Source organism: Nocardia sp. NBC_01009, from assembly GCF_045208035.1.
In the GTDB taxonomy this organism is placed as follows: domain Bacteria; phylum Actinomycetota; class Actinomycetes; order Mycobacteriales; family Mycobacteriaceae; genus Nocardia.
In genome coordinates, this window is sequence record NZ_CP108695.1 from 2516145 (window position 1) to 2537296 (window position 21152).

At 66.5% G+C, this 21152-nt stretch carries 18 protein-coding genes and 1 tRNA gene; 8 read left to right on the top strand and 11 right to left on the bottom strand.

Translation table 11 applies throughout. The annotated features are described in order from the left end of the window. Positions 1–45 precede the first annotated feature (45 nt). Positions 46–399 (top strand): DUF998 domain-containing protein, encoded by a 354-nt coding sequence (locus OHA42_RS11135; protein ID WP_406236679.1) that lies wholly within the window; start codon positions 46–48, stop codon positions 397–399. On the opposite strand, the gene OHA42_RS11140 is transcribed toward OHA42_RS11135, so the two are convergent. Next, on the bottom strand, positions 311–1390 hold the full coding sequence (locus OHA42_RS11140; protein ID WP_406236680.1) for an amidohydrolase family protein: 1080 nt from the start codon (positions 1388–1390) through the stop codon (positions 311–313). The genes OHA42_RS11135 and OHA42_RS11140 overlap by 89 nt on opposite strands. Before the next feature lie 80 nt (positions 1391–1470). Here OHA42_RS11140 and OHA42_RS11145 point away from each other — a divergent pair, with 80 nt between their 5' ends. Further along, a complete protein-coding gene (locus OHA42_RS11145) occupies positions 1471–2439 on the top strand; it encodes a DUF2157 domain-containing protein (protein ID WP_406236681.1) in 969 nt (322 codons plus the stop codon). A 324-nt stretch (positions 2440–2763) separates the two neighbouring features. On the opposite strand, the gene icmF is transcribed toward OHA42_RS11145, so the two are convergent. After that, on the bottom strand, positions 2764–5982 hold the full coding sequence (gene icmF / locus OHA42_RS11150; RefSeq protein WP_406236682.1) for a fused isobutyryl-CoA mutase/GTPase IcmF: 3219 nt from the start codon (positions 5980–5982) through the stop codon (positions 2764–2766). Positions 5983–6470: 488 nt separating this feature from the next. Between icmF and OHA42_RS11155 the strand changes: the two genes are divergently transcribed. From OHA42_RS11155 to OHA42_RS11175, 5 genes are read left to right on the top strand one after another with little or no spacing between them, the layout of a single operon-like run. Beyond that, entirely contained in the window at positions 6471–8003 is a 1533-nt protein-coding gene (locus tag OHA42_RS11155) for a CoA-acylating methylmalonate-semialdehyde dehydrogenase (RefSeq protein WP_406236683.1), read from the top strand. 4 nt (positions 8004–8007) lie between these two features. Then, complete coding sequence (locus OHA42_RS11160) at positions 8008–9147, top strand: acyl-CoA dehydrogenase family protein (RefSeq protein ID WP_406236684.1); 1140 nt, start codon at positions 8008–8010, stop codon at positions 9145–9147. Then, on the top strand, positions 9144–10217 hold the full coding sequence (locus OHA42_RS11165; RefSeq protein ID WP_406236685.1) for an enoyl-CoA hydratase/isomerase family protein: 1074 nt from the start codon (positions 9144–9146) through the stop codon (positions 10215–10217). Before OHA42_RS11160 ends, OHA42_RS11165 begins: the two co-directional genes overlap by 4 nt. Positions 10218–10249: 32 nt before the next feature. Continuing rightward, the gene (gene mmsB, locus OHA42_RS11170; protein ID WP_406239283.1) at positions 10250–11110 is read left to right on the top strand and encodes a 3-hydroxyisobutyrate dehydrogenase; all 861 of its coding nucleotides are present in this window, start codon (positions 10250–10252) and stop codon (positions 11108–11110) included. A gap of 46 nt (positions 11111–11156) precedes the next feature. Then, the gene (locus tag OHA42_RS11175) at positions 11157–11942 is read left to right on the top strand and encodes an enoyl-CoA hydratase (RefSeq protein ID WP_328409811.1); all 786 of its coding nucleotides are present in this window, start codon (positions 11157–11159) and stop codon (positions 11940–11942) included. Positions 11943–11995: 53 nt separating this feature from the next. On the opposite strand, the gene OHA42_RS11180 is transcribed toward OHA42_RS11175, so the two are convergent. From OHA42_RS11180 to OHA42_RS11190, 3 genes are all read right to left on the bottom strand, one after another. Next, a complete protein-coding gene (locus OHA42_RS11180; protein ID WP_406236686.1) occupies positions 11996–12295 on the bottom strand; it encodes a hypothetical protein in 300 nt (99 codons plus the stop codon). A gap of 274 nt (positions 12296–12569) precedes the next feature. Then, positions 12570–13637 carry an Hsp70 family protein gene (locus OHA42_RS11185; protein WP_406236687.1) on the bottom strand — a complete coding sequence of 356 codons (1068 nt, stop codon included), beginning with the start codon at positions 13635–13637 and terminating at the stop codon, positions 12570–12572. 119 nt (positions 13638–13756) lie between these two features. Further along, complete coding sequence (locus OHA42_RS11190) at positions 13757–14305, bottom strand: MarR family winged helix-turn-helix transcriptional regulator (protein WP_406236688.1); 549 nt, start codon at positions 14303–14305, stop codon at positions 13757–13759. 144 nt (positions 14306–14449) lie between these two features. Between OHA42_RS11190 and OHA42_RS11195 the strand changes: the two genes are divergently transcribed. Continuing rightward, positions 14450–14521, top strand: a tRNA-Cys gene (locus tag OHA42_RS11195). A 72-nt stretch (positions 14522–14593) separates the two neighbouring features. Here OHA42_RS11195 and OHA42_RS11200 read toward each other — a convergent pair. From OHA42_RS11200 to OHA42_RS11225, 6 genes are all read right to left on the bottom strand, one after another. Next, positions 14594–15652: an ABC transporter ATP-binding protein gene (locus tag OHA42_RS11200; protein ID WP_406236689.1), complete on the bottom strand. Its 1059-nt coding sequence runs from the start codon at positions 15650–15652 to the stop codon at positions 14594–14596. After that, entirely contained in the window at positions 15649–17202 is a 1554-nt protein-coding gene (locus OHA42_RS11205) for an ABC transporter permease (RefSeq protein ID WP_406236690.1), read from the bottom strand. The genes OHA42_RS11200 and OHA42_RS11205 overlap by 4 nt, the downstream gene beginning before the upstream one ends. Before the next feature lie 2 nt (positions 17203–17204). After that, a complete protein-coding gene (locus OHA42_RS11210) occupies positions 17205–18227 on the bottom strand; it encodes an iron ABC transporter substrate-binding protein (protein ID WP_406236691.1) in 1023 nt (340 codons plus the stop codon). 205 nt (positions 18228–18432) lie between these two features. After that, complete coding sequence (locus OHA42_RS11215; protein ID WP_406236692.1) at positions 18433–19848, bottom strand: metallophosphoesterase; 1416 nt, start codon at positions 19846–19848, stop codon at positions 18433–18435. Positions 19849–19864: 16 nt separating this feature from the next. Further along, positions 19865–20500, bottom strand: a complete 636-nt coding sequence (locus OHA42_RS11220; protein ID WP_406236693.1) for a hypothetical protein — start codon at positions 20498–20500, stop codon at positions 19865–19867. A gap of 115 nt (positions 20501–20615) precedes the next feature. Beyond that, positions 20616–21119, bottom strand: coding sequence for a MarR family winged helix-turn-helix transcriptional regulator (locus tag OHA42_RS11225; protein ID WP_406236694.1), 504 nt, complete (start codon positions 21117–21119; stop codon positions 20616–20618). Between the last annotated feature and the right edge of the window lie 33 nt (positions 21120–21152).

The window sequence follows — 21152 nt, forward strand, 5'->3', positions numbered from 1 at the left end:
GGCGTCACACGGTCCGAATCCTCGGCGCAGTCGACGCCGTGCTCGATGCCATCCACGGTACGGCCTCCGCCTACGGTCAACCAGGCGATCGGCCGGCTGATCACTCGACGATCAGGACCTCAGCGTGCAGCTTTCTTGGTCACCGGAACCCTGTTCATCCCGGCGGGGCTACGACGTTCGTTCACCGACGGCCCGGGCCGAGTGTGGGCGCCCCGGCTGGTCGCCGTGTTCGGTGCGGGCCTGATCGCCGCGGGCGCATTCGTGGCGGATCCGGCCAATGGCTACCCGGTCGGGGCCGTCGAACGGGAACTCAGGTTGCGGTATCGATTCGGTACAGCTGTAGCGCGGTGGTTCGGAAGATCTGTTCGAGTTCGGGTCTGCCGCCGCCGTGGCCGGTGATTGCGGCGGCTATCACCTCCACACTGTTGCCGATACTTGTAATCGGTTTGTCTACCGGGAAATTGGAGCCCCACAGGAGTCGGTCGGCGCCGAAGACGTCGAGTGCGTGTTCGACGAGTGGGCCGATCCGGTCCAGGAGTGCGGGGACCGGTGTCGGGTGACCCCGACGGGGGACCGGATGGCCGAGAACGGGCATCATCAGGCCGCTGACCTTCGCGAACACGTTCGGATTCGCGGCAAGCGCGGTGAGATTGTCGCGCCAGCGGATGAACAGTTCGCGGCGCAGGCTCGGATTCGTGCCGGTGTGCTTGCCGACGGGGCCGAAAATGCCTGCGGGAGTGCCGAGATGGTTCAGTACGATGGGCACCTCGGGATATCGTGCGGCCAACGCGGTGACATCCGGTAGTGCGTGCGAATACACCCACGCCTCGAAGCAGAGACCGCGCTCTGCCAGCGCCGCGAAGCCGTCCAGGAATGCCTTCGTGGTGAGGGCGCTTTCGGTCTTGGTGAACGAGCGCACATCGTGGTCGGGGTGGTGGGCGACCATGGCGCGAATGCCGCGCAGCAGGGGAGACGCGGCGCGATGCGCGTCGAGCAGCTCGGCGAAATTCGGTGCTGCGGGATTCGCGTGGCCGAGGGTCGCGCCGAGCGCGGGATTCACGCCGCCGAACGGTAGCTCTGCGACCCAACGGGTTTCGTCGGCTGCGGCCAGCGGTCCCGCTCCCGACCACCCGACCTCGATGTGCACGATCGCCTCGACCGGAGTCGCCTCCGCATCCGCGCGATAGTCCGCCGGCAGGTAGGGATGCGCGAAAAATGTTGGATCACCGACGAATTCGCGGTCTCGCCGCGGCGCGAGCCGGATCGCGATCTCGATCGGCAGCGGCAAGTACTTGAACAGCCGCGCCATGGCGCTGAAGTCTCGTGGCGTCGCCAGTGGATCCCACTGGTGGATGTGCGCATCGATGATGCGAATGCCTGTGAGGTCCATGGTGCCCGTCCCGTCGACGCCGACCGTCCGCTCCGGCGATTGTCACATGTCACCGCGGGAGCGGGGGCGATAATCACCGGGTGCAAGCAGAGCATCCGACGTCCGCCGCTTTGCAGCGGCTGGTCGACGAGGGGGTGTTGACCGCGGCCCAGCTCGAGGCGGTCGCAGCGGCGCTGGCTGCCGAGGAATCCGGCAATCGGCCGCCGCCGGGCAAGCTGCTCGCCGAGATCGCCGCCTATATCGGTGCCGGGTTGCTCTTCGGCGGCGGCGGGCTCGTGCTCGCCGGATCCTGGGAGGACATGGCGCGTGCCGCCCGGATTGTCACCTTCGCGGTGGTGACGATCGGGCTCACGGCCGGTGGGATCGCAGTGGCCGGTGGATCTTCCACGCTGTTCCACCGCGCGGTCGACGGAAGCACCGCGCGGCTTCGGCTCGCGACAGTGCTGTTCGCCCTTGCCTCGGGGGCAGTGACCGTGACGGTGGGCACTGCGATAGGTAGCGGCGACAGCGCCGCCGGGTGGGTCGGTGCGACCGTCGCGGGCACACTGGCGGCCATCCTCGGCTACCTCGCGCTTCCTTCGCTGACCGGCTTGCTCACCTGCGCTGTTTTCAGTGCCTGCATGGTCCCTGCGGTGCTCGATGTGACCTTCGGCATCGACGAGCCGTGGATCGGCGTCGGCTTGTTCGGGCTCGGCGGAATCTGGTTCGCGCTCACCCGAATCGGCGCATTCGCCGAGCTATGGGCCGGCTACTCGGTGGCGATCCTGATCTCGCTGCTCGGCGCTCAACTGACCGGGGACCACAATCTGACCCCGGCCTACTTGCTCACCGCCATGGTGGCCGTCGCCTGCTTCGCGCTCTATGCCGCGCAGCGCTCGGCCGTTCTGGTCATCGGTGGCGGCGTCGCGGTTGCCGTGGCTGCGGCGGAGGCGGTATGGCAGTGGACCGACGGAGCAGTCGGCGCGGCGGGTTCGGTATTGGCCGTCGGCGCAATAGTTCTCATCATCGGCGCGGTACTGCTCGCGCGCGCGTCGAAAACGTCCCCGTAGCCGTCGCTGCTCAGCGCGGTAGGTTGCCCGCACAGTGCGCACGGTGGCCTCGGCTTCGGCGTACTCATGTGCGGTGGTCGCTGAGCCGGCGTGGTTCGGTGGTTTCGGCTACGGCGCACTCAGCTAGCAGTGTGTTGCCGAGTTCGTGTCGTTCGGTGGTTTCGGCCACCGCGCACTCGGCCGTTTGAACTAGTCGGTTCAAATGAGGAGATGGTCATGATCGTTCACCTGTTGCGTTTCGGATTCCGGAACGAGGCCACGGACGCCGATCGGGCAGCGGTGCTCGCCCTGATGAAGCGGACCGCCGCCGTGGAGTCGGTGTCGTTAGACGTTGCGGCGGTATTGGCCGCCGACGGTGAAGAACGTGTCGGTGATCTGCTGCAACGTGCAGACCCGGGCCGCGTCCATCAGGACCTCGAAGATGTTGCCATCGGTGCGGGCCACGGCGTCCAGGCGCGCAAGGGCGTCGTGGGCCTCGTCGCGATGACGCTGCTGGAATTCGCGGACCCGATCGAGTTGCGACTTCTTCTCCGTTTCGGTGCCGCGGGCAAGTTCGAGTTCACGGTGCGGTTCGCCGTGCGGATTGCGGAAGGTGTTGACACCGACGATCGGCAGCGAGCCGTCGTGCTTACGGCGCTCGTAGAGCATGGATTCGTCTTGGATGCGGCCGCGCTGGTAGCCGGTCTCCATTGCGCCGAGCACGCCGCCGCGCTCGCTGATCCGCTCGAACTCGGTGAGCACCGCCTCCTCGACCAGGTCGGTGAGTTCATCGATGATGAAGCTGCCCTGCAGCGGGTTTTCGTTCATCGCGAGGCCCCACTCACGGTTGATGATCAGCTGGATAGCCAGCGCGCGGCGCACCGATTCCTCGGTGGGGGTGGTGACCGCTTCGTCGTAGGCGTTGGTGTGCAGGCTGTTGCAGTTGTCGTAGATGGCGATGAGGGCCTGCAACGTGGTGCGGATGTCGTTGAAGTTCATCTCCTGCGCGTGCAATGAGCGGCCCGAGGTTTGAATGTGATATTTCAGCTTCTGTGAGCGTTCGTCGGCGCCGTACTTGTCGCGCATGGCCACGGCCCAGATACGCCGTGCGACACGGCCGATCACCGAATACTCCGGGTCCATGCCATTGGAGAAGAAGAACGACAGGTTCGGCGCGAACTCATCTATCCGCATGCCGCGCGCGAGGTAGGCCTCCACATAGGTGAAGCCGTTGGCGAGGGTGAAGGCCAACTGGCTGATCGGGTTCGCGCCCGCCTCGGCGATGTGATAGCCGGAGATCGAGACCGAGTAGAAGTTGCGAACTCCGTTGCGCACGAACCACTCCTGAATATCGGCCATCATGCGCAAGCTGAATTCGGTGGAGAAGATGCAGGTGTTCTGGCCCTGGTCTTCCTTGAGGATGTCGGCTTGCACCGTGCCGCGCACCGTGGCAAGGGTCCGCACCCGGATATCGGCGGCCTCGTCGGCGGTGGGTCGGCGGCCCTCGGCAGCCGAGAACCGTGCCAGCGCTTGGTCGATGGCGGTGTTGAGGAAGTAGGCGAGGATGGTCGGCGCGGGTCCGTTGATGGTCATCGACACCGAGGTGGTCGGTGCGGTGAGATCGAATCCGTCGTAGAGGACCTGCATATCGTCGACCGAGGCGATCGACACCCCCGAGGTGCCGACCTTGCCGTAGACGTCCGGGCGTTCGTCGGGGTCGCGGCCGTAGAGGGTCACCGAGTCGAAGGCGGTGGAAAGCCGGGTCGCCTCGGCATGTGCGGAGAGCACCTTGAAACGGCGGTTGGTGCGGAACGGATCGCCCTCGCCCGCGAACATGCGGGCCGGATCTTCGTTGTCGCGCTTGAACGGGAACACGCCCGCGGTGAACGGGAAGCGGCCGGGCAGGTTCTCCGAGCGCAGGAAGCGCAGCAGCTCACCGTGATCGGTATAGCGCGGCAACGCGACCCGGGCAATGCTGCTGCCCGACAATGATTCCCGACGCAACGGCGTCCGGATCTCTCGATCGCGCATCCGCACCACCTGCTCGGCGCCGCGGTAACTTTCGGCGACGGCGGGCCAGTCGGCGAGCAGAGCCGCGTTCTCGGTGGACAGTTCCGAACGGGCGTTGTCGAGCAATGCGGCGACCGCTGTGTCGTCGGGGAGTTCCGCCAGCACCTGTTCGAAGCGCTGAACTCGTTGCGCGGCACGCACTTGCTGCTCGGTGTCGGCGTGATAACCGCGTACTGTTTCGGCGATCTCGGCGAGGTAGCGCACCCGGGCCGGCGGGATGATCTGGGCGAAGCGGGTCGATGCGCGGGTCTCGACCCTGGGCAGCGTCCCGGGTTCCAGTCGCAGGCCGTGCTCGCCCAGGCGCGCGGTCAGGTGCTGGTAGAGCGCGGTCACGCCGTCGTCGTTGAATGTCGCAGCGCTGGTGCCGAATACCGGCATATCGTCCGGGCTTGCCCCGAACGCCTCACGATTGCGCATCAGCTGGCGCGAGACATCGCGCAGTGCGTCGGCGCCGCCGCGGCGTTCGAACTTGTTGATCGCCACCACATCCGCGTAGTCCAGCATGTCGATCTTCTCCAGCTGGGAGGCTGCGCCGAATTCCGGTGTCATCACATACATCGACACGTCCACGTGGTCGACGATCGCGGTGTCGCCCTGGCCGATGCCCGGCGTCTCCAGAATCACCAGGTCGTATCCGGCGGCTCGGCAGGCCGCGATGATCACGTCGATATTCTGCGGTAGTTCGTGATTGCCGCGCGTGGCCAGCGACCGGAAGAAGATATGGTCGCCGTCCAAGGCGTTCATCCGAATGCGGTCGCCCAGCAGTGCGCCGCCGCCGCGGCGTCGAGTCGGATCGACAGCGAGGATCGCGACACGGACCTTGTCTTGCTGATCCGAGCGCAGTCGGCGAACCAATTCATCTGTGAGAGAAGACTTTCCGGAGCCACCCGTGCCGGTAATGCCCAGCACCGGTACGGCCCGCGCAGCCGCCGCCGCGGTCAGCGCGTCGCGTTCGGCAGGAGTGAGGCTGTCCTGTTGCAGGCAGGTGATAGCCCTGGCCAGCGCAGTGCGTTCGCCCGCGAGCACCGCATCGATCGAAGGCCGGTCGGTCGACAGATCGACATCGCACTGTCGGACCAGTTCGTTGATCATGCCGGGTAGGCCGAGCCGCTGTCCGTCCTCGGGCGAGAAGATCGTCACGCCGGATTCGGCGAGCCGCGCGATCTCCTCGGGGACGATCACGCCGCCGCCACCGCCGAAGATCCGCACCTGCTCCGCCCCGGCCTCGCGGAGCGCGGTGGCCAGGTATTCGAAGTACTCGAGGTGCCCGCCCTGATACGAGCTGACCGCAACGCCCTGCACGTCTTCCTCGACCACCGCGGCGACGACCTCGTGCACCGCTCGGTTGTGGCCGAGATGAATCACCTCGGCGCCCTGTGATTGCAGGATGCGCCGCATGATGTTGATCGCCGCGTCGTGCCCGTCGAACAGGGCGGCGGATGTCACGAGTCGGACGGGGTTGGCGGGCGTGTGAAGCGCGCTGCTATCGGCCACGGTGGTCCTCCGTCGGGTCCTTTTGGCGCCCGATACTAGGACGTCAAACTAATTCTACGGTGAGGGTGGTCACAATGTCATGCAGCTTGCATGGCGGCCTTTGTGGCGGTTGCGTGGGCGTTCGTGGCGTAGATGCTCGCGGTCGGAAGTGCTGCGGCAGCGGCTCATCCATCGGAGGCCGCTCTCGCATGATCCTGCGGGCCGGCGCTGTGAGTGGCCCCCTGTGCGGAACGGCGACTCTCGGTGTGGCGCGGGCGGTCGCACCGCCATCGCTGCCCTCGGGCGGCGCGTACTGGAGCCGCGCCCCTGCGCCCGCGGCCCTCGCTCTGAACCCCTGGGCTGGCCCTTCTTTGTCTGACCTGCGGTTTTGGAGAGTGGTGTATCCCACATCTGCACCCTTGCCTGGATTTACTTGGACATCCAACTATAGGATGACCATAAATCTGGCGTGGAGTCCACGCCGCCGCTGTCGACACCTGAGGACTGGCATGGTTCGCGAACTCACACACTTCATCGGCGGGCAGCACGTTGCCGGCACGTCCGGCAGGTTCGGCGATGTCTTCGATCCGAACATCGGGGCGGTGCAGGCGCGGGTGCCGCTGGCGAGCAAGTCGGAGGTCGAGGCGGTCATCGCCGACGCCGCCGAGGCGCAGCAGGTGTGGGCCGCGTTCAATCCGCAGAAGCGGGCGCGGGTGTTGATGAAGTTCCTGACCTTGGTACAGGACGAGATGGATTCGCTGGCCGCGTTGCTGTCGAGCGAGCACGGCAAAACCATCCCGGACGCCAAGGGCGATATTCAGCGCGGCCTCGAGGTGATCGAATTCGCTACCGGCATCCCGCACCTGCTCAAGGGCGAGTACACCGAGGGCGCGGGCACCGGTATCGACGTCTACTCGATGCGGCAGCCGCTCGGTGTCGTCGCGGGCATCACCCCGTTCAACTTCCCGGCCATGATCCCGTTGTGGAAGGCCGGTCCGGCGCTGGCATGTGGGAACGCGTTCGTGCTCAAGCCTTCCGAGCGCGACCCCTCGGTGCCGCTGCGCTTGGCCGAGTTGTTCCTGGAGGCGGGTCTGCCTGCGGGTGTGTTCAATGTGGTCAACGGCGACAAAGAGGCCGTCGACGCACTGCTGCACGATCCAAGGATCAAGGCCGTCGGGTTCGTCGGTTCTACGCCGATCGCGCAGTACATCTACGAGACCGCGACCGCGAACGGCAAGCGCGCGCAGTGCTTCGGCGGCGCGAAGAACCACGCGATCGTGATGCCCGACGCCGACCTCGACGACGTCGCAGACCAATTGATCGGCGCCGGTTACGGTTCGGCGGGCGAGCGCTGCATGGCCATCTCGGTCGCGGTGCCGGTCGGCGAGGAGACCGCGGATCGCCTGGTCGCCAAGCTCACCGAGCGGGTGCACAAGCTCAATATCGGTCGCTCCGACGATCCCGGCGCCGACCTCGGTCCGCTGGTCGGCGCGGACGGCGTGAACCGGGTGAACAACTACGTCCAGATCGGCATCGACGAGGGCGCGGAACTGGTCGTCGACGGCCGCGGGCTGACTGTGGAAGGCGGGGAGAACGGCTACTTCGTCGGCGCCACCCTGTTCGACAAGGTCACCCCGGAGATGCGGATCTACAAAGAAGAGATCTTCGGGCCGGTGGTCAGCGTGGTGCGCGCCAAGGATTACGAAGAGGGCCTGCGCCTGGCCAACGAGCACGAATACGGCAATGGCGTAGCGATTTTCACCCGCGACGGCGACACCGCCCGCGATTTCGCCGCCCGCGTCCAGGTGGGCATGGTCGGCATCAATGTCCCGATCCCGGTCCCGATCGCGTACTACACCTTCGGCGGCTGGAAGCGTTCCGGTTTCGGCGACCTGAACCAGCACGGCCCCGATTCGATCCGCTTCTACACCAAGACAAAGACGGTGACGCAGCGTTGGCCTTCCGGACTCAAGGAGCTCGGGCCTGTGGGTCGCTCCGCAGGCTCCACGCCCAACGCCTTCGTCATCCCGACGATGGACTGAGGTCATGTTCGTACTCGACGACGACGAGAAGGCGATCTCCGAGACGGCCCGCTCCTTTGCCGACGAGCTACTCGCCCCGAATGCCCTCGAATGGGATGAGCAGAAACACTTCCCGGTCGATGTGGTGCGCAAGGCGGGCTCGCTGGGCATGGGCGGCATCTACGTGGGCGAGGATGTCGGCGGCTCCGGGCTGCGCAGGCTCGATGCCGTCCGCATCTTCGAGCAGCTCTCCACCGGCTGCCCGGCCATCGCCGCCTATATCTCCATCCACAACATGGTTTCGTGGATGATCGACAGTTACGGAAACGAGCAGCAGCGTCACCGCTGGCTGCCCCGGCTCACCTCGATGGAATGGCTCGGCAGCTATGCGCTGACCGAGCCCGGCGCCGGATCCGACGCGGCCGCCCTGAGCACCAAGGCCGTTCGCGACGGTGACGACTATCTGCTCACCGGGGTGAAGCAATTCATTTCCGGCGCGGGCAGCACCGACGTGTACGTCGTGATGGCGCGCACCGGCGATGCGGGTGCGCGTGGCATCTCGGCGTTCATCGTCCCCGCGGACACACCGGGAATCTCTTTCGGCGCCAACGAGAAGAAGATGGGCTGGCACGCACAGCCCACCCGTCAGGTGATCCTCGACGCGGTCCGGGTGCCGGCTGCGAATCGACTCGGCCCGGAGGGCAACGGTTTTCGGATCGCCATGAACGGGCTCAACGGCGGACGATTGAACATCGCCGCCTGCTCGCTCGGCGGAGGTCGCGCGGCACTGGACAAGGCGGTTGCCTACCTGGGCGAGCGCAAAGCCTTCGGCGCCCGACTGTTGGACAACACCGCTCTGCAATTCGAGCTGGCGGATATGCGCACCTCGTTGGAAGCGGCTCGCACTCTACTGTGGCGTGCCGCGGCGGCACTGGATGCCGATGCCGACGACAAGGTCGAGTTGTGCGCCATGGCAAAGCGATTCGCGACCGACGCCGGTTTCGATGTCGCCAACAAGGCGCTTCAGCTGCACGGCGGCTACGGCTACCTGGCCGAATACGGCGTCGAGAAGATCGTCCGCGATCTGCGGGTGCACCAGATTCTCGAGGGCACGAACGAAATCATGCGGGTGGTTGTCGCCCGCTCGGTGGTAGGAGCGGCATGACCGAAACAGAACCCGACATCCTGATCGACAAGCGCGACGGCCTCGGCCTGATCACGCTGAACCGGCCCAGGGCCATCAATGCGCTGAATCACGAGATGGCGCTTGCCATGTCGCGCGCACTGCGCGAGTGGGCCGAGGACGACGAGGTGCGCACCGTCGTCGTCACCGGCGCGGGGGAGCGCGGGCTGTGCGCGGGCGGCGACATCGTCGCCATCCACCACGACGCGAAGGCCGGCGGCGACGCCGCCACCAGCGCGACGGCCGCCTTCTGGCGCGACGAGTACATCCTCAACGCGCTGATCGGCCGCTACACCAAGCCCTACGTCGTTGTCATGGATGGCATCGTGATGGGCGGTGGCGTCGGTATTTCCGGCCACGGCAGCCATCGCATCGTCACCGAACGCTCCAAGATCGGCATGCCTGAGGTCGGCATCGGTTTCATCCCCGACGTGGGCGGCACCTACCTCTTGGCTCGCACCCCCGGCGAGATCGGCACGCACATCGCGCTGACCACCGCACGGATGGGTGCGGGCGACGCCATAGCCACCGGCTTCGCCGACTACTACGTGCCCTCGGAAAACATTCCGGCACTGCTGGAAACGCTGCGCTCGGAGACGGCCGAGATCGCGATCGCCAAGTTCGCAACGGACGCACCGGAATCCGAGTTGGTCGCCCAGCAGGACTGGATCGATGCCTGCTACAGCGCGGACTCCGTCGAGGAGATCGTTGCCCGACTGCAGGCGAGTGATTCCCCTGCTGCGGTCAAGGCCGCTGCCGATGTGCTCGGCAAATCACCTGTCGCGCTGAAAGTCACGCTGCGCTCACTGCGTGCGGCCCGCGCCGCGTCGAGCCTTGAGGCAGTGCTGAACGAGGAGTACCGCGTTTCGGTCGCCTCGTTGGCCTCGCATGATCTGGTCGAGGGCATCCGCGCGCAGGTGATCGACAAGGACCGAAACCCGCAGTGGTCGCCCGCGACGCTCGCCGACGTCACGGCGGCGCAGGTCGACGCATACTTCGCCGAATTGGGCGAGTACGAACTGGGTTCGACGATTCCGGAGGGACAACAGTGAGTAAGAAGATCGGCTTCCTCGGCCTCGGCCACATGGGCGGACCCATGGCCGCCAACCTGGTGCGGGCGGGCTACGACGTCATCGCCTTCGACCCGGTCCCCGCCGCGCAGGAGCAGGCGCGCAAGGACGGCGCCACCGTGGTGGACACCGCCGCCGCGGCGGCCGCCGACCGCGATGTCGTGATCACCATGCTGCCCAACGGCAAACTGGTCCTCGACGTCTACGCGGATCTGCTCCCCGCCGCCGCACCGGGCACGCTGTTCATCGACTCCTCGACCATCGATGTCGCCGACGCCAAGGCCGCGGCCGTGCTCGCCGTCGGCGCAGGTCATCGCGCACTGGACGCCCCGGTGTCCGGCGGTGTCGCAGGCGCTGCCGCCGGCACGCTGACCTTTATGGTCGGCGGCAGTGCCGCGGACTTCGCCGACGCACTGCCGGTGCTCGAGGTCATGGGCGGCAAGGTCGTGCACTGTGGTGGCCCCGGTGTCGGCCAAGCCGCGAAGATCTGCAACAACATGCTGCTCGGTATCTCGATGATCGGTTTGTCCGAGGCACTGGTGCTCGGTGAGAAGCTGGGCCTGAGCCACCAGTCGTTCTTCGACGTCGTCTCCACCGCGTCGGGCCAGAGTTGGGCGCTGACCAACTACTGTCCGGTCCCCGGTCCGGTGCCGACCAGCCCGGCCAACAACGACTACCAGCCCGGTTTCGCCACCGCGCTGATGACCAAGGACCTCGGTCTCGCCGCGAACGCCCTGCGCGACAACGGCATCGACGGCCGGCTCGGCATGCTCGCCGCCGAGATCTACACCCGGTTCAACCAGGCCGAGGCTGGAAAGGACTTCTCGGCTATCGTCACCGATATCCGTAACCGTTCCGACCAAGAGGGTGCCTAAAAAGATGGACGCATCGCGAAGCGATTCCGTGGGGGGTGGGGGTCGAGTGACGGGAGGGCCAGACTTCGAGACGATTCTGCTGGAGCGTAAGGGCCGGGTCGGCTGGATCACGCTGAACCGCCCGAAGGCGCTCAATGCGCTGAATGCGCAGGTCCTCGACGATGTCATCGCCGCGCTCGACGAACTGGAGCACGACGACGCGATCGGCGCCATCGTCATCACCGGCTCGGAGCGTGCCTTCGCGGCGGGCGCCGACATCAAGGAGATGCAGCCCAAGTCGTACATGGACATGTTCATGAACGACTACTTCGCGCGCTGGGATCGGCTTGCCGCATTCCGTAAACCCACCATCGCCGCGGTCGCGGGGTACGCACTCGGTGGTGGCTGTGAGCTGGCCATGATCTGCGACATCCTGCTCGCCGCCGACAACGCCAAGTTCGGCCAGCCGGAGATCAAGCTCGGTGTCATCCCGGGCATCGGCGGCTCGCAGCGCCTGACTCGCGCCGTCGGCAAGGCCAAGGCCATGGACCTGGTGCTCACGGGCCGCAATATGGACGCCGAGGAAGCCGAGCGTGCCGGCCTGGTTTCCCGCATCGTGCCTGCCGCCGATCTGCTCGACACCGCACTCGAGGTCGCCGAGACCATCGCCTCGATGTCGCTGCCGGTCACCATGATCGCCAAGGAAGCCGTCAACCGCTCGTTCGAAACCACCCTCGCCGAGGGCCTGCGCTTCGAACGCCGAGTCTTCCACTCGCTCTTCGCGATCGAGGACCAGAAGGAAGGCATGTCCGCCTTCGTCGAGAAGCGCCCCGCGAAATTCACCAACCGCTGACCACAGCCGATGAGGGAGGCCCGGCCGAGCACTTCGGCCGGGCCTTGTGGTTTTCAGACCCCGCGAAAAGGCCGCGACAGGTTGGCGTCGGCGAAGGCCGCCAGAGCTCGGCCGTCGACGGCGAGGCGGTAGAACGCGGTTCGGCAGATCCCGGAGACCGCGGTGACCACAGCGGCTGTCACGAGCAGCCAGACAACGGCCGACGCCATGACGAGAAACGCCGCGGCGACACTGACGCCGAACAGAAAGCCGCTGGCGAAGAACACAACCACGCCGGGAACGATCAACAGGGTAGTGAGCAAGCCGAAGCCGGTCTCACCGACGACGTTGCCGCCGCCCCATGTGCGTTGCACAGCCGCCGATGACTCCCGCGCGGCGTCGGCGACCCGCGAGCGGCACCATCAACGCGAGCCCGACCACGATGTACGCCCCCCCCGACAACACCGGAAACAGCGCCAACTCTTTGCGCGACTTCAACACTGTGGCAGAGGTTTTGAAGATCTGCCGGGAATGCGCGAATGCCACCCGTGTCCCCCTTCGCAGCTTCGGGTGCTGACGCGCTCATCGTAGCGAGAGCGGCTCGCGTGCGATGTCCGAAGCTCGGTCGGGTTCGGGTGCGACGATCGATCAGCCGAAGGGCGTTGCCGGGATCCCCGCCACCTCTACCGGAGTCGGCGCGGTCCCCCCGCCGGGGGTCTGCGCCGAATTCTTGCCCATGGCAAGCAATCCGGCGATGGTTGCGCCGAGTGCCACGGTGACCGCTACGGCGGCGATGAGTTTTCTTCGGCCGACGGTGCGCGAGGGGAGGGTGGGCAAGGTTGCGCCGGTGCGGATTCGGGCCATGCGGACGTCGCCGGTGGGGCGTTCGGCGGCGAGCAGGACGGCGCCGCGGGCGGAGACGTATTCGGGTTCGGAGTCGTAGATGATCGGCAGGTCGGTCATTTCGCCGAGCGCCTCGCGGATGCTCGGGTTGCGGGTGCAGCCGCCGAGCAGGACCATCGCCTCGGGCTGCACGCCGGTTTCGTCGATGAGCTGACGGACGAACGACGCCGAATGATGGATGCTCGCCGCGCACAGTTCGGCGAGGTCGCTGCGGGTGACAACGGCTCGGCCGCCGGTGGTGGGGTCCATGGCTGTCACCACCCTGGCGCTGCTCAGGGCTTCGCGGTGTCTGCGGCTTGTCAGTTTGTCGGTCAGCACGCTGCCCCTGGCCAGTTGCCAGCGCAGCAGTGCGTCGTAGCCGTCGCCGCCGAGCACGGTGCTGCGTTTGCTGGACAGGATGGTTTCGGTCCGGCAGTCGGCGTGCGTGATGGTCAGGCCGGAGCTGCCGAGGTCGTAGAGGATCACCGAGCCGGTGTCGGGGAGCAGGCCGGTGAAGCGTAGATACCGCAGCTGGGCAAGTGGTTCGTCGACGATGGTGAGCCGGGTGCGGCCCGCCGCGGCCCGGATGGACTCAACGTGCAGTGGGCAGCGGCAGGTCACCGCGGTTCCGGTGATCAGCTCGTCGCGGCGCTCGGCGGATCCGCTCATCTGGCGAATCGCCTCGAAAACGGGCTCGTCGACGCCGCCGCCCGCACGTCGCGGCACCTGGCAGCGATCGATCGGGGGGAGGTGCGGCTGATCGGAATGTGTCAGCATCGCGCGCGCGCCTCCAGCACCCGCCGATACCCCCAAGACCAGCACCATGGACTCCATGGTGAACCTTTTCCGCGCCGCTGCCAAGACGACAGGGCTGGGAATTCGCTAGTTGGATGCCGGACCGTTACAGGGCGGTCGTTCAGTTCGGGTAGTACCAACCAGTTCTCGTGCGGAAGTCAGCGATCGGTCGCGGTCCAACGAGCTGGCTCGCCTTCGGTGTCGAAGTCGCCTGCGGCATGCCGGAATTCTGCGAGCAACTGCAACAACGTGTGCAGCCGATCCGGCTCCAGCCCGGGTACCGCGAACACCTTCGCATTGAGCTCCTCGGTCGCTTCGGCGACCAGTTCCCTTCCGGCATCGGTGATTTCGATCAATGTTGCCCGACGATCGCTGGGGTGCGGTACCCGTTCGACGAGCCGCGCGGCTTCGAGTCGGTCGACGGTATTCGTCACGCTTGTCGGGTGCACTTGAAGTCGGGCGCTCGCCTTGGCCATCGGCAGCGCGCCGGTCTTGCTGAAGTTCAACAGCATCAGAAGTTCGTAGCGTGAGAAGGTCAGACCGGTCGGTTTCAGAGCCTCGTCGACTCGGGCCATGACGATTTGCTGGGCTCGCACCAGAGAGGTCACGGCGGCCATTCCGTCGGCGACATCACCCCAGCCGTGGTCGACCCACTGGCGATGGGCCTCCTCGATCGGGTCCACTGGGAGAGGGCGTGGCCGAGACATGACCTCGATCATTCCATGCGCACGGCCACCATTCCGCCATCCCGTCACATCCGGCCCGGCTCGGCGAACGCGCGAACCCACTTCGAATCAGAGTGAGCGCAAGGGTGGGCGGGCTCGGCTCGAAACGGCACTATTCAATGCGAGGCGGGCGTGGCTGAGTGGTTGAGGCAACGGTCTGCAAAGCCGTTTACGCGGGTTCAATTCCCGCCGCTCGCTCTATGCGGTCAGGAGTGCCGCCTGGGTGCTCGGCTCGGTGAACACCATCACCGAGCCGGGCACCCTGCTGGTTCAGGATTCGTCTACTGCTTCGTACGCGACTGCGGCGCCGAGCACGTCCAGGCGCACGCGCTGGCCGGTGATCGGGGCCGCGGCGCTGGCGCGGCGCACGCGCACCGGATCGGTGTTGCCGTTCAAGGCGATGGTCAGCATGACATCGGCGCCGCGGAATTCCACCTCGTGCACCACGCCGCTGCACTGTTCGGCATCCGAAACTACATCGGCCACCAGCTGTTCCGGGCGGATCATGATGGTCACCGGGCCGGAAGGCGCCGACTTCTGCACCGGGATTCGCCCGAGTGCGCACTTGGCGACATCCGCGTCGACGATCGCGTCGAGCAGTACGCAGTCACCGAGAAAGCGGGCGGTGAACAGATCGGTGGGTGCGGCGTAGACCTGTTCGGGCGCACCGACCTGGGTGAACCGGCCCTGCCGCATGACCGCGACCTGCTCGGCGAAGCAGAGCGCCTCTTCCTGGTCGTGGGTGACCAGGATGCTCGTCATGCCTGCCGCGCGCAGCGTCTCGGCCACGGCCTGCCTGGTGGTGGTGCGCAGGCCCGCATCCAAGGCGCTGAACGGTTCGTCGAGCAGCATCACATCGGGTTTGCGTGCCAGTGCGCGGGCCAGCGCGACGCGCTGCTGCTGCCCGCCGGAGAGCTGGTGCGGGCGCCGGTCGGCATAGGAGGGGTCCAGCGACACCATCTCCAGCAGTTCGCCGACCCGGTGCTTGCCGCTGCGCATACCGCAGAATCCGCTGCGCAGACCGTAGGCGATGTTCTGGCCGACGGTCAGATGCGGGAACAGCGCGCCATCCTGCGCGACGTATCCGATGTTGCGCCGCTGCGGCGGCACCGAGAATCTATCCCGGACAACGGTTTCCGTGCCGATGGACACCGATCCGGCATCCGGCGACTCGAAGCCTGCGATCACCCGGAGCAGGGTCGTCTTGCCGCAGCCGGACGAGCCGACCACCGCGGTGGAACTCCCATCGGGAACCTCCAGGGTGATCCCACCGAGAACCTGGGTGTGCCCGAACGTCTTCGCGACGTCGGCCACGACAAGTCGGCTCATACTCCCGCCGCCTTCCTGGATTGGGTGAACAGCAGATACGTCACCGGCACCGCCGCGACGATCATGATCAGCGCATAGGGCGCCGCGGCCGCGTAGTCCAATTCGCCCGACAGCGACCAGAAGCGCATGGCCAGCGTGCGAGTTCCGCTGGGCGCCAAGAGCAATGTCGCGGTGAGTTCGGTCGCGACGGCAACGAAGACCAGCGCGCCCGCGGACGCCGCGGCGGGTGCGGTGAGCCGCAATGTCACTCGCAGGAAGGTGGCAACACCGGACTGCCCGAGCGAGCGCGACACTTCCTCCAACCCGATCGGCACCTGCGCCAGCCCGGCTCGCACGCTGACCAGCGCCCGAGGCAGGAACATCAGCACATATGCGGCCACCACCATGGTCACCGTCTGGTAGAGCGGCGGCGCCCACCGGATGGTGACTGTCACCATGGCCAGGGCGATCACGATGCCGGGCAACGAGCTGGTGATGTAGTTTGCGCCCTCCACAATTCGGGCGAACGTCGAGGTGGAGCGCACCGCGATCCAGGCCACCGGGAACGCGCAGAGGGTGGTGATCAGGGCGGCCATGGCGGCCAGCGCTACGGTCTGCCCGAGCGCCTGGCCGATCTCGCCGAGGTCCCACACCTTCGCACCACCCGACCGCAGCCAGCGCACGATCGTCCACAGCGGCACCCCGAGCGCGCCGGCGGTCACCGCTGTCAGTGCGACGAGCACCGGAATTGTGCCGAGGCCGAGTCGAACCCGCGTCGCGGCGCGCGGCGCGCCGCTGCCGATCCGCGCGTAGCGCGCACTACCGCGGGCCGCCGCCTCGCCGGCGAGCAATACCAGGCAGCACAGTACGAGCACACCGGCAAGCATGCTGCCTGCGGGACCGGCGAAACTGGATTGATATTGCTCGAAAATCGCGGTGGTGAAGGTGTCGAATCTGACCATCACGAACGCGCCGTATTCGGCGAGCAGGTGCAGCGAAATCAGCAGCCCGCCACCGAGAATCGCCAACCGCAATTGTGGAAGCACAATGCGCAGGAATACCGCGACCGGTCCGGAACCCAGGGCACGCGCGGATTCCTCCACCGAGGGATCGAGGCGACGCAGTGTCGCCGCCGCGGGCAGGTAGACCAGCGGAAAATAGGACATGGTCGAGATGACGACACCGGCCGACAGCCCGTGCATCGTCGGGAAAGCACTCACCCAGCCGTAGCTGTTCACGAAGGCGGGCACGGCGAGCGGAGCTGCGAACACCGGACCCCACCAGGCCGCGCCGGGAACCGCCGTGCGCTCGACCACCCAGGCGAGTCCGACCCCGAGCACCACGCAGATCGGCACGGTGAGCACCACCAGTCCGGCCGTATTGCGTAGCAGTTCACCGACTCTGGGCCGGAACACCAGATCGGCGGCCTGATCGAGACCGGTGGAGAAGATCGTGGACACGATGTAGCCCAGCGGTACGAACGTCGCCGCGACAAGCAGCAGGGCGACGGTCGTGACGAGAGGCCCGGGTCTACCGACCCGGGAGGAAACGACGGCGGTCCGAACGGCCACGGTTAGAGCAGACCTGCCTCGGTCATCAGCGCGGTCACTTTTTTGGCGTCGAGCTTGCTGGGATCGACGGACGGCGCCTGCAGATCGGCGAGCGGCGGCAACGCCGGGTTGGCCGCGACGGCACTGGCCACCGGGTACTCCATGGAGTTGCCGGCGCGCAGGATCTCCTGCCCGGCCTCGGCGGTGATGAACGCCAGGAACTTCTGCGCCGATTCCTGCTTCTTGCTCGACTTCAGCACGCCGCCGCCGGACACGCTGACGAAGGCGCCGGGGTCCTGGTTCTTGAAGTAGTGCAGCGCGGTGTCGGCGCTGCTCTCCTTGGTGTTGGCCTGGTCGCGGTACCAGTAGTAGTGGTAGATCACGCCGCCGTCGGGCTGGCCGGAATTGACGGCCTTCATGGTGGCGACGTTGTTCGGGAATGCGGTGGCGTTCTCCTTCATGCCCTTCAGCCAGGCGCGCGTGGTGTCCTCGCCCTTCAGCGCGAGCAGGCCGGCCACGATGGCCTGGAAGTCGGCGCCGGAGACACCCGCGCCCCAGCGGCCCTTCCACTGCGGCTGCGCGAGGTCCAGCAGCGACGCGGGCAGCTGATCGGCGGCAATCTTGTTCTTGTTGTAGACGAAAACCGTTGAGCGAGCGGCGATTCCGGTCCACTTACCGGTGGAGGGGCGGAACTGCGCAGGCACCTGATCGAGAGTCTGCTTGTCGACGTCGGCGAACAGGCCCGCGTTCTCGACCAGCGCCATGGCGGGGGAGTTCTCGGTCAGGAAGACGTCGGCGGGGGAGGCGGCGCCTTCGGCGACGAGCTGGTTGCCCAGCGCCGTGTCGCCACCTTGACGCAAGGTGACCTTGATGCCGGTCTGCTTGGTGAACGCGTCCACCCACTCTTTGGTGAGCGATTCGTGCTGTGCGTTGTAGACCGTGATTTCGTTGGTGTCGTCCGAGGAATTGGAGCAGGCTGTCATGCCTAGTGCCGCGACCGCGACCGCCAGCGTCGCGGAAACCGACTTCCATCTGACCGACACCATTATCTGTCCTTCCGACGCGTACTAGGCCCGCCTACCTATGATGAGGCTTACCTAAGCAACATACCGCGTTCGACGTGCGCGGATGGTATCGGTCCTGCTGCGGCTTCACCGTGCGACGGCAGTCGGTGACGGCCTGCAGGTCGGGCGAACAACACCGCCTACGACGGCATGCAGGTCACTCGAGCAACGCCCTTATTCCGGGCTGTTATCCGAGTCCCGAGAAATCACGCAGCACAACGTGATTGCGATCGGCGCACGTGCCGAGCGTGTAATCCGGCAGCAGGCCGAAGTATTCGGCTCTGGTCGTCGCGCTCCATTGCTTGGCCGCGGGTGTGCGGGTTTTGTAGAAATTCACCATGTACCCGCCCTCGTAGAGTCGAAGCAGGCTGTAGCCGCCCGGATATTCCTTCACTGCGGCCACTTCCAGGAATTCGACCGCGCACGTCGCATCCGGGCGGGTGCGTCTGTTGCGGTGAGTGTGGCCGCTGTGCTGCAGAAACACGCCGGGAGCCCGCTCGTAGAGCGACTGCAGTTCGGCGCTGTCGGGGCGGTTCAGCACGAAACCGGGTCCTGCGGTGTTGGTGAGTCCGGACTCGATGGTCACCGGATGGTGGCCGAACACCAGCGTCGGACGGTCCGGGTCGGCGCGTAGCAGCCCGGCAAGGTGCTCGAATTGCGGGCGTTCGATGCTGCCGCCCGCGCCGTCGAGCTCGCTGGTGTCCATGCCGATCACCCGCAGCCCGCCGACCTCGTGCTCGATCAGCTGCTGGCGTGGGGTGAATTCGTCGGCCCAGCAGTCGTGATGGTCGGCGGGCGCGGGTGTGCAGGATTGATAAGCCGCGCCGAGATGAGGCCGGTCGTGGTTGCCGCGCGCGACGAGGTAGTCACGCCCCAGCATGCCCCACCGATCCAGGTGGGCACGTACGGTGCGGGACTCCACAGCCGTCGCCTCGCTGGTGAGGTCGCCCGCGATGATCAGCCGGTCGGCGTCGCGGTCGGGACGGCGCAAGTCGTCGAGCAATGCCGCGAGCATCACCTCCGGATACGGCGGCAGGTTGGGCTCCTGCCGGAATCCGGGCGGCAGGTCGCCGATGACGAGACCACTGACCTGCTCGCCGTAGTGCACGTCGTTGGCCAGCGCCAGGGTGTGCAGCGGGCGGCCCGGTGGCGGCACCAATGTGGTGAATTCGCCGGTGGATTCGGGACTGCCGGGGGTCAGCGTGGTCAACGAGAGCGCGGGGCTCGCGGGCACGCCGTTCGACACCGCCTCGAATCGATAGCGTCGACCAGGTTCGAGGCCGTCGATTTCCGCGTAGTGGAACGGGGTGGGGTCGGCGTCGGCGTAGACCGGTGTCACGGCGCGTGCTGAGTCGGCGGGGCCGAGGCGGACTTCGGTGTCGGAGTCCGCAGGCACCAGCCCTCCCCAGGGATCCGGCGTCACCGTGGTCCACGTCAGGATCACCGATCGATCGGTGATCGTGACTACCTCCAGGTCGGTGGCGACCAGCGAATTCGGCTGTGCCCGAGCCGAACTCGACCGGATCGTGCCTGTGACGGGCAGTAGCGTGGCGAGGCCGATGGCGGCGAGCAGGTTTCGGCGCGAGGGGCCGCAGCAACTCATAAACGACTGTGCGCGTTCAGTTCTTGCCCGTTTCCGCCGAGCAGACCCGCCACTTCCCGTCTTCCTTCCGTAAATGTTCGTTGGTGCTGTCATCGGTGTTGGGCGTCTCGCCGGGGAGCGTGAGCGTGAGGTGTCCGACGATGTGCGCGGTCGCGGTGTCTCCGGTGACCACAATGTCCTCGATTCTATTGATGGTCACCGACACCTGGGCCGCATCGAAGGCCTGCTTCTGCTCCTGGCTCAGCGAGTCGAAATCGGCCCGATCCGACGCGCACGCCTTCGCGGCCGCCGCTCGGAAGCCGTCTTTGCCGAGGGCGTCATAGAACTCGTGGATAGCCACCTCGATCTTCTTCTCGTCGGAGGCGAGCGGCGTCTTGCCCTGCACCGTCAGCACCACACCCGCGGCAATCCCGCCTGCGACGATCAACGCCAGCACCAGCAAACCTATGAACAGCCCCGTCCGCTTCTTCTTCGGCGGTGGTGGGTACCCCTGCGGCGGATATCCGGGCGGCGGGTAGCCCGTGCCGCCCTGCGGCGGGTATCCGTAGGGCTGCGGCGGCGGGTACGGCCCCTGTTGTGGATACCCGTGCTGACCTGGCTGTTCCGGGTACTGCGATCCGTACGGGGGCTGCCCGCTCGGCGGATATGTCATCGTCCCATCCCTCCGCTCACCCCCGGTTCGCCACGAAGATTACGGCACTGTGCGGGCTGGCGAACGGAACCGGGACAACGCTGGCGATGACCGCCCGAGGGCGGGCAGGTGCTGGTCAGCGGGAGCGTCGTCGGCCGACAATCGCGTTGATGTCGCGTAGCGCGTCCGCGGCTCGGCGTACCACGTCGTCGGGTACGGCGGCCATCACCTGCTGGTGCACGCGGCCCGCGGTCGCCACCGCGGCCTCGGCGACGCGCAGGCCCTCGGGCGTCAGCTGGACCCATCGGCTGCGTCCATCACCAGGGTTCTCGGCGCGTTCGATGCGGCCTGCGGAGGTGAGGCGCTGCAACACGTTGCTGGTGCCACCCGAGGTCAGAAACAGTGCGCGACTGAGCTCACTCGGCTTGAGTCGATGTGGGGCGCCCGCGCGCAATAGTGCTGCCAACACATCGAATTCGGCATAGGTGAGCCCGAATTCGGCAATCTCCGTCCGGATCGCCTGCTGCATCACCCCGTCGAGTCGCGAGATCCGCTTGCTCAGCTCCAGCGTCGCGATCAACGAGTCGGACAGGCCGTTGGCCTGCCATCCCGGCACCAGTTCGTCGACGTCATCCTGCACAGCGGGGAGTCTACTAGCTTTCACTATTGCTTT

Coding starts and splice junctions, on each gene's coding strand:
- OHA42_RS11190 (WP_406236688.1), bottom strand. CDS start 14,305: ATGTCTCGGCCACGCCCTCTCCCAGTGGACCCGATCGAGGAGGCCCAT.
- OHA42_RS11210 (WP_406236691.1), bottom strand. CDS start 18,227: ATGGTGTCGGTCAGATGGAAGTCGGTTTCCGCGACGCTGGCGGTCGCG.
- OHA42_RS11165 (WP_406236685.1), top strand. CDS start 9,144: ATGACCGAAACAGAACCCGACATCCTGATCGACAAGCGCGACGGCCTC.
- OHA42_RS11135 (WP_406236679.1), top strand. CDS start 46: ATGCCATCCACGGTACGGCCTCCGCCTACGGTCAACCAGGCGATCGGC.
- OHA42_RS11185 (WP_406236687.1), bottom strand. CDS start 13,637: ATGGAGTCCATGGTGCTGGTCTTGGGGGTATCGGCGGGTGCTGGAGGC.
- OHA42_RS11200 (WP_406236689.1), bottom strand. CDS start 15,652: ATGAGCCGACTTGTCGTGGCCGACGTCGCGAAGACGTTCGGGCACACC.
- OHA42_RS11140 (WP_406236680.1), bottom strand. CDS start 1,390: ATGGACCTCACAGGCATTCGCATCATCGATGCGCACATCCACCAGTGG.
- OHA42_RS11215 (WP_406236692.1), bottom strand. CDS start 19,848: ATGAGTTGCTGCGGCCCCTCGCGCCGAAACCTGCTCGCCGCCATCGGC.
- OHA42_RS11160 (WP_406236684.1), top strand. CDS start 8,008: ATGTTCGTACTCGACGACGACGAGAAGGCGATCTCCGAGACGGCCCGC.
- mmsB (WP_406239283.1), top strand. CDS start 10,250: ATGGGCGGACCCATGGCCGCCAACCTGGTGCGGGCGGGCTACGACGTC.
- OHA42_RS11220 (WP_406236693.1), bottom strand. CDS start 20,500: ATGACATATCCGCCGAGCGGGCAGCCCCCGTACGGATCGCAGTACCCG.
- OHA42_RS11155 (WP_406236683.1), top strand. CDS start 6,471: ATGGTTCGCGAACTCACACACTTCATCGGCGGGCAGCACGTTGCCGGC.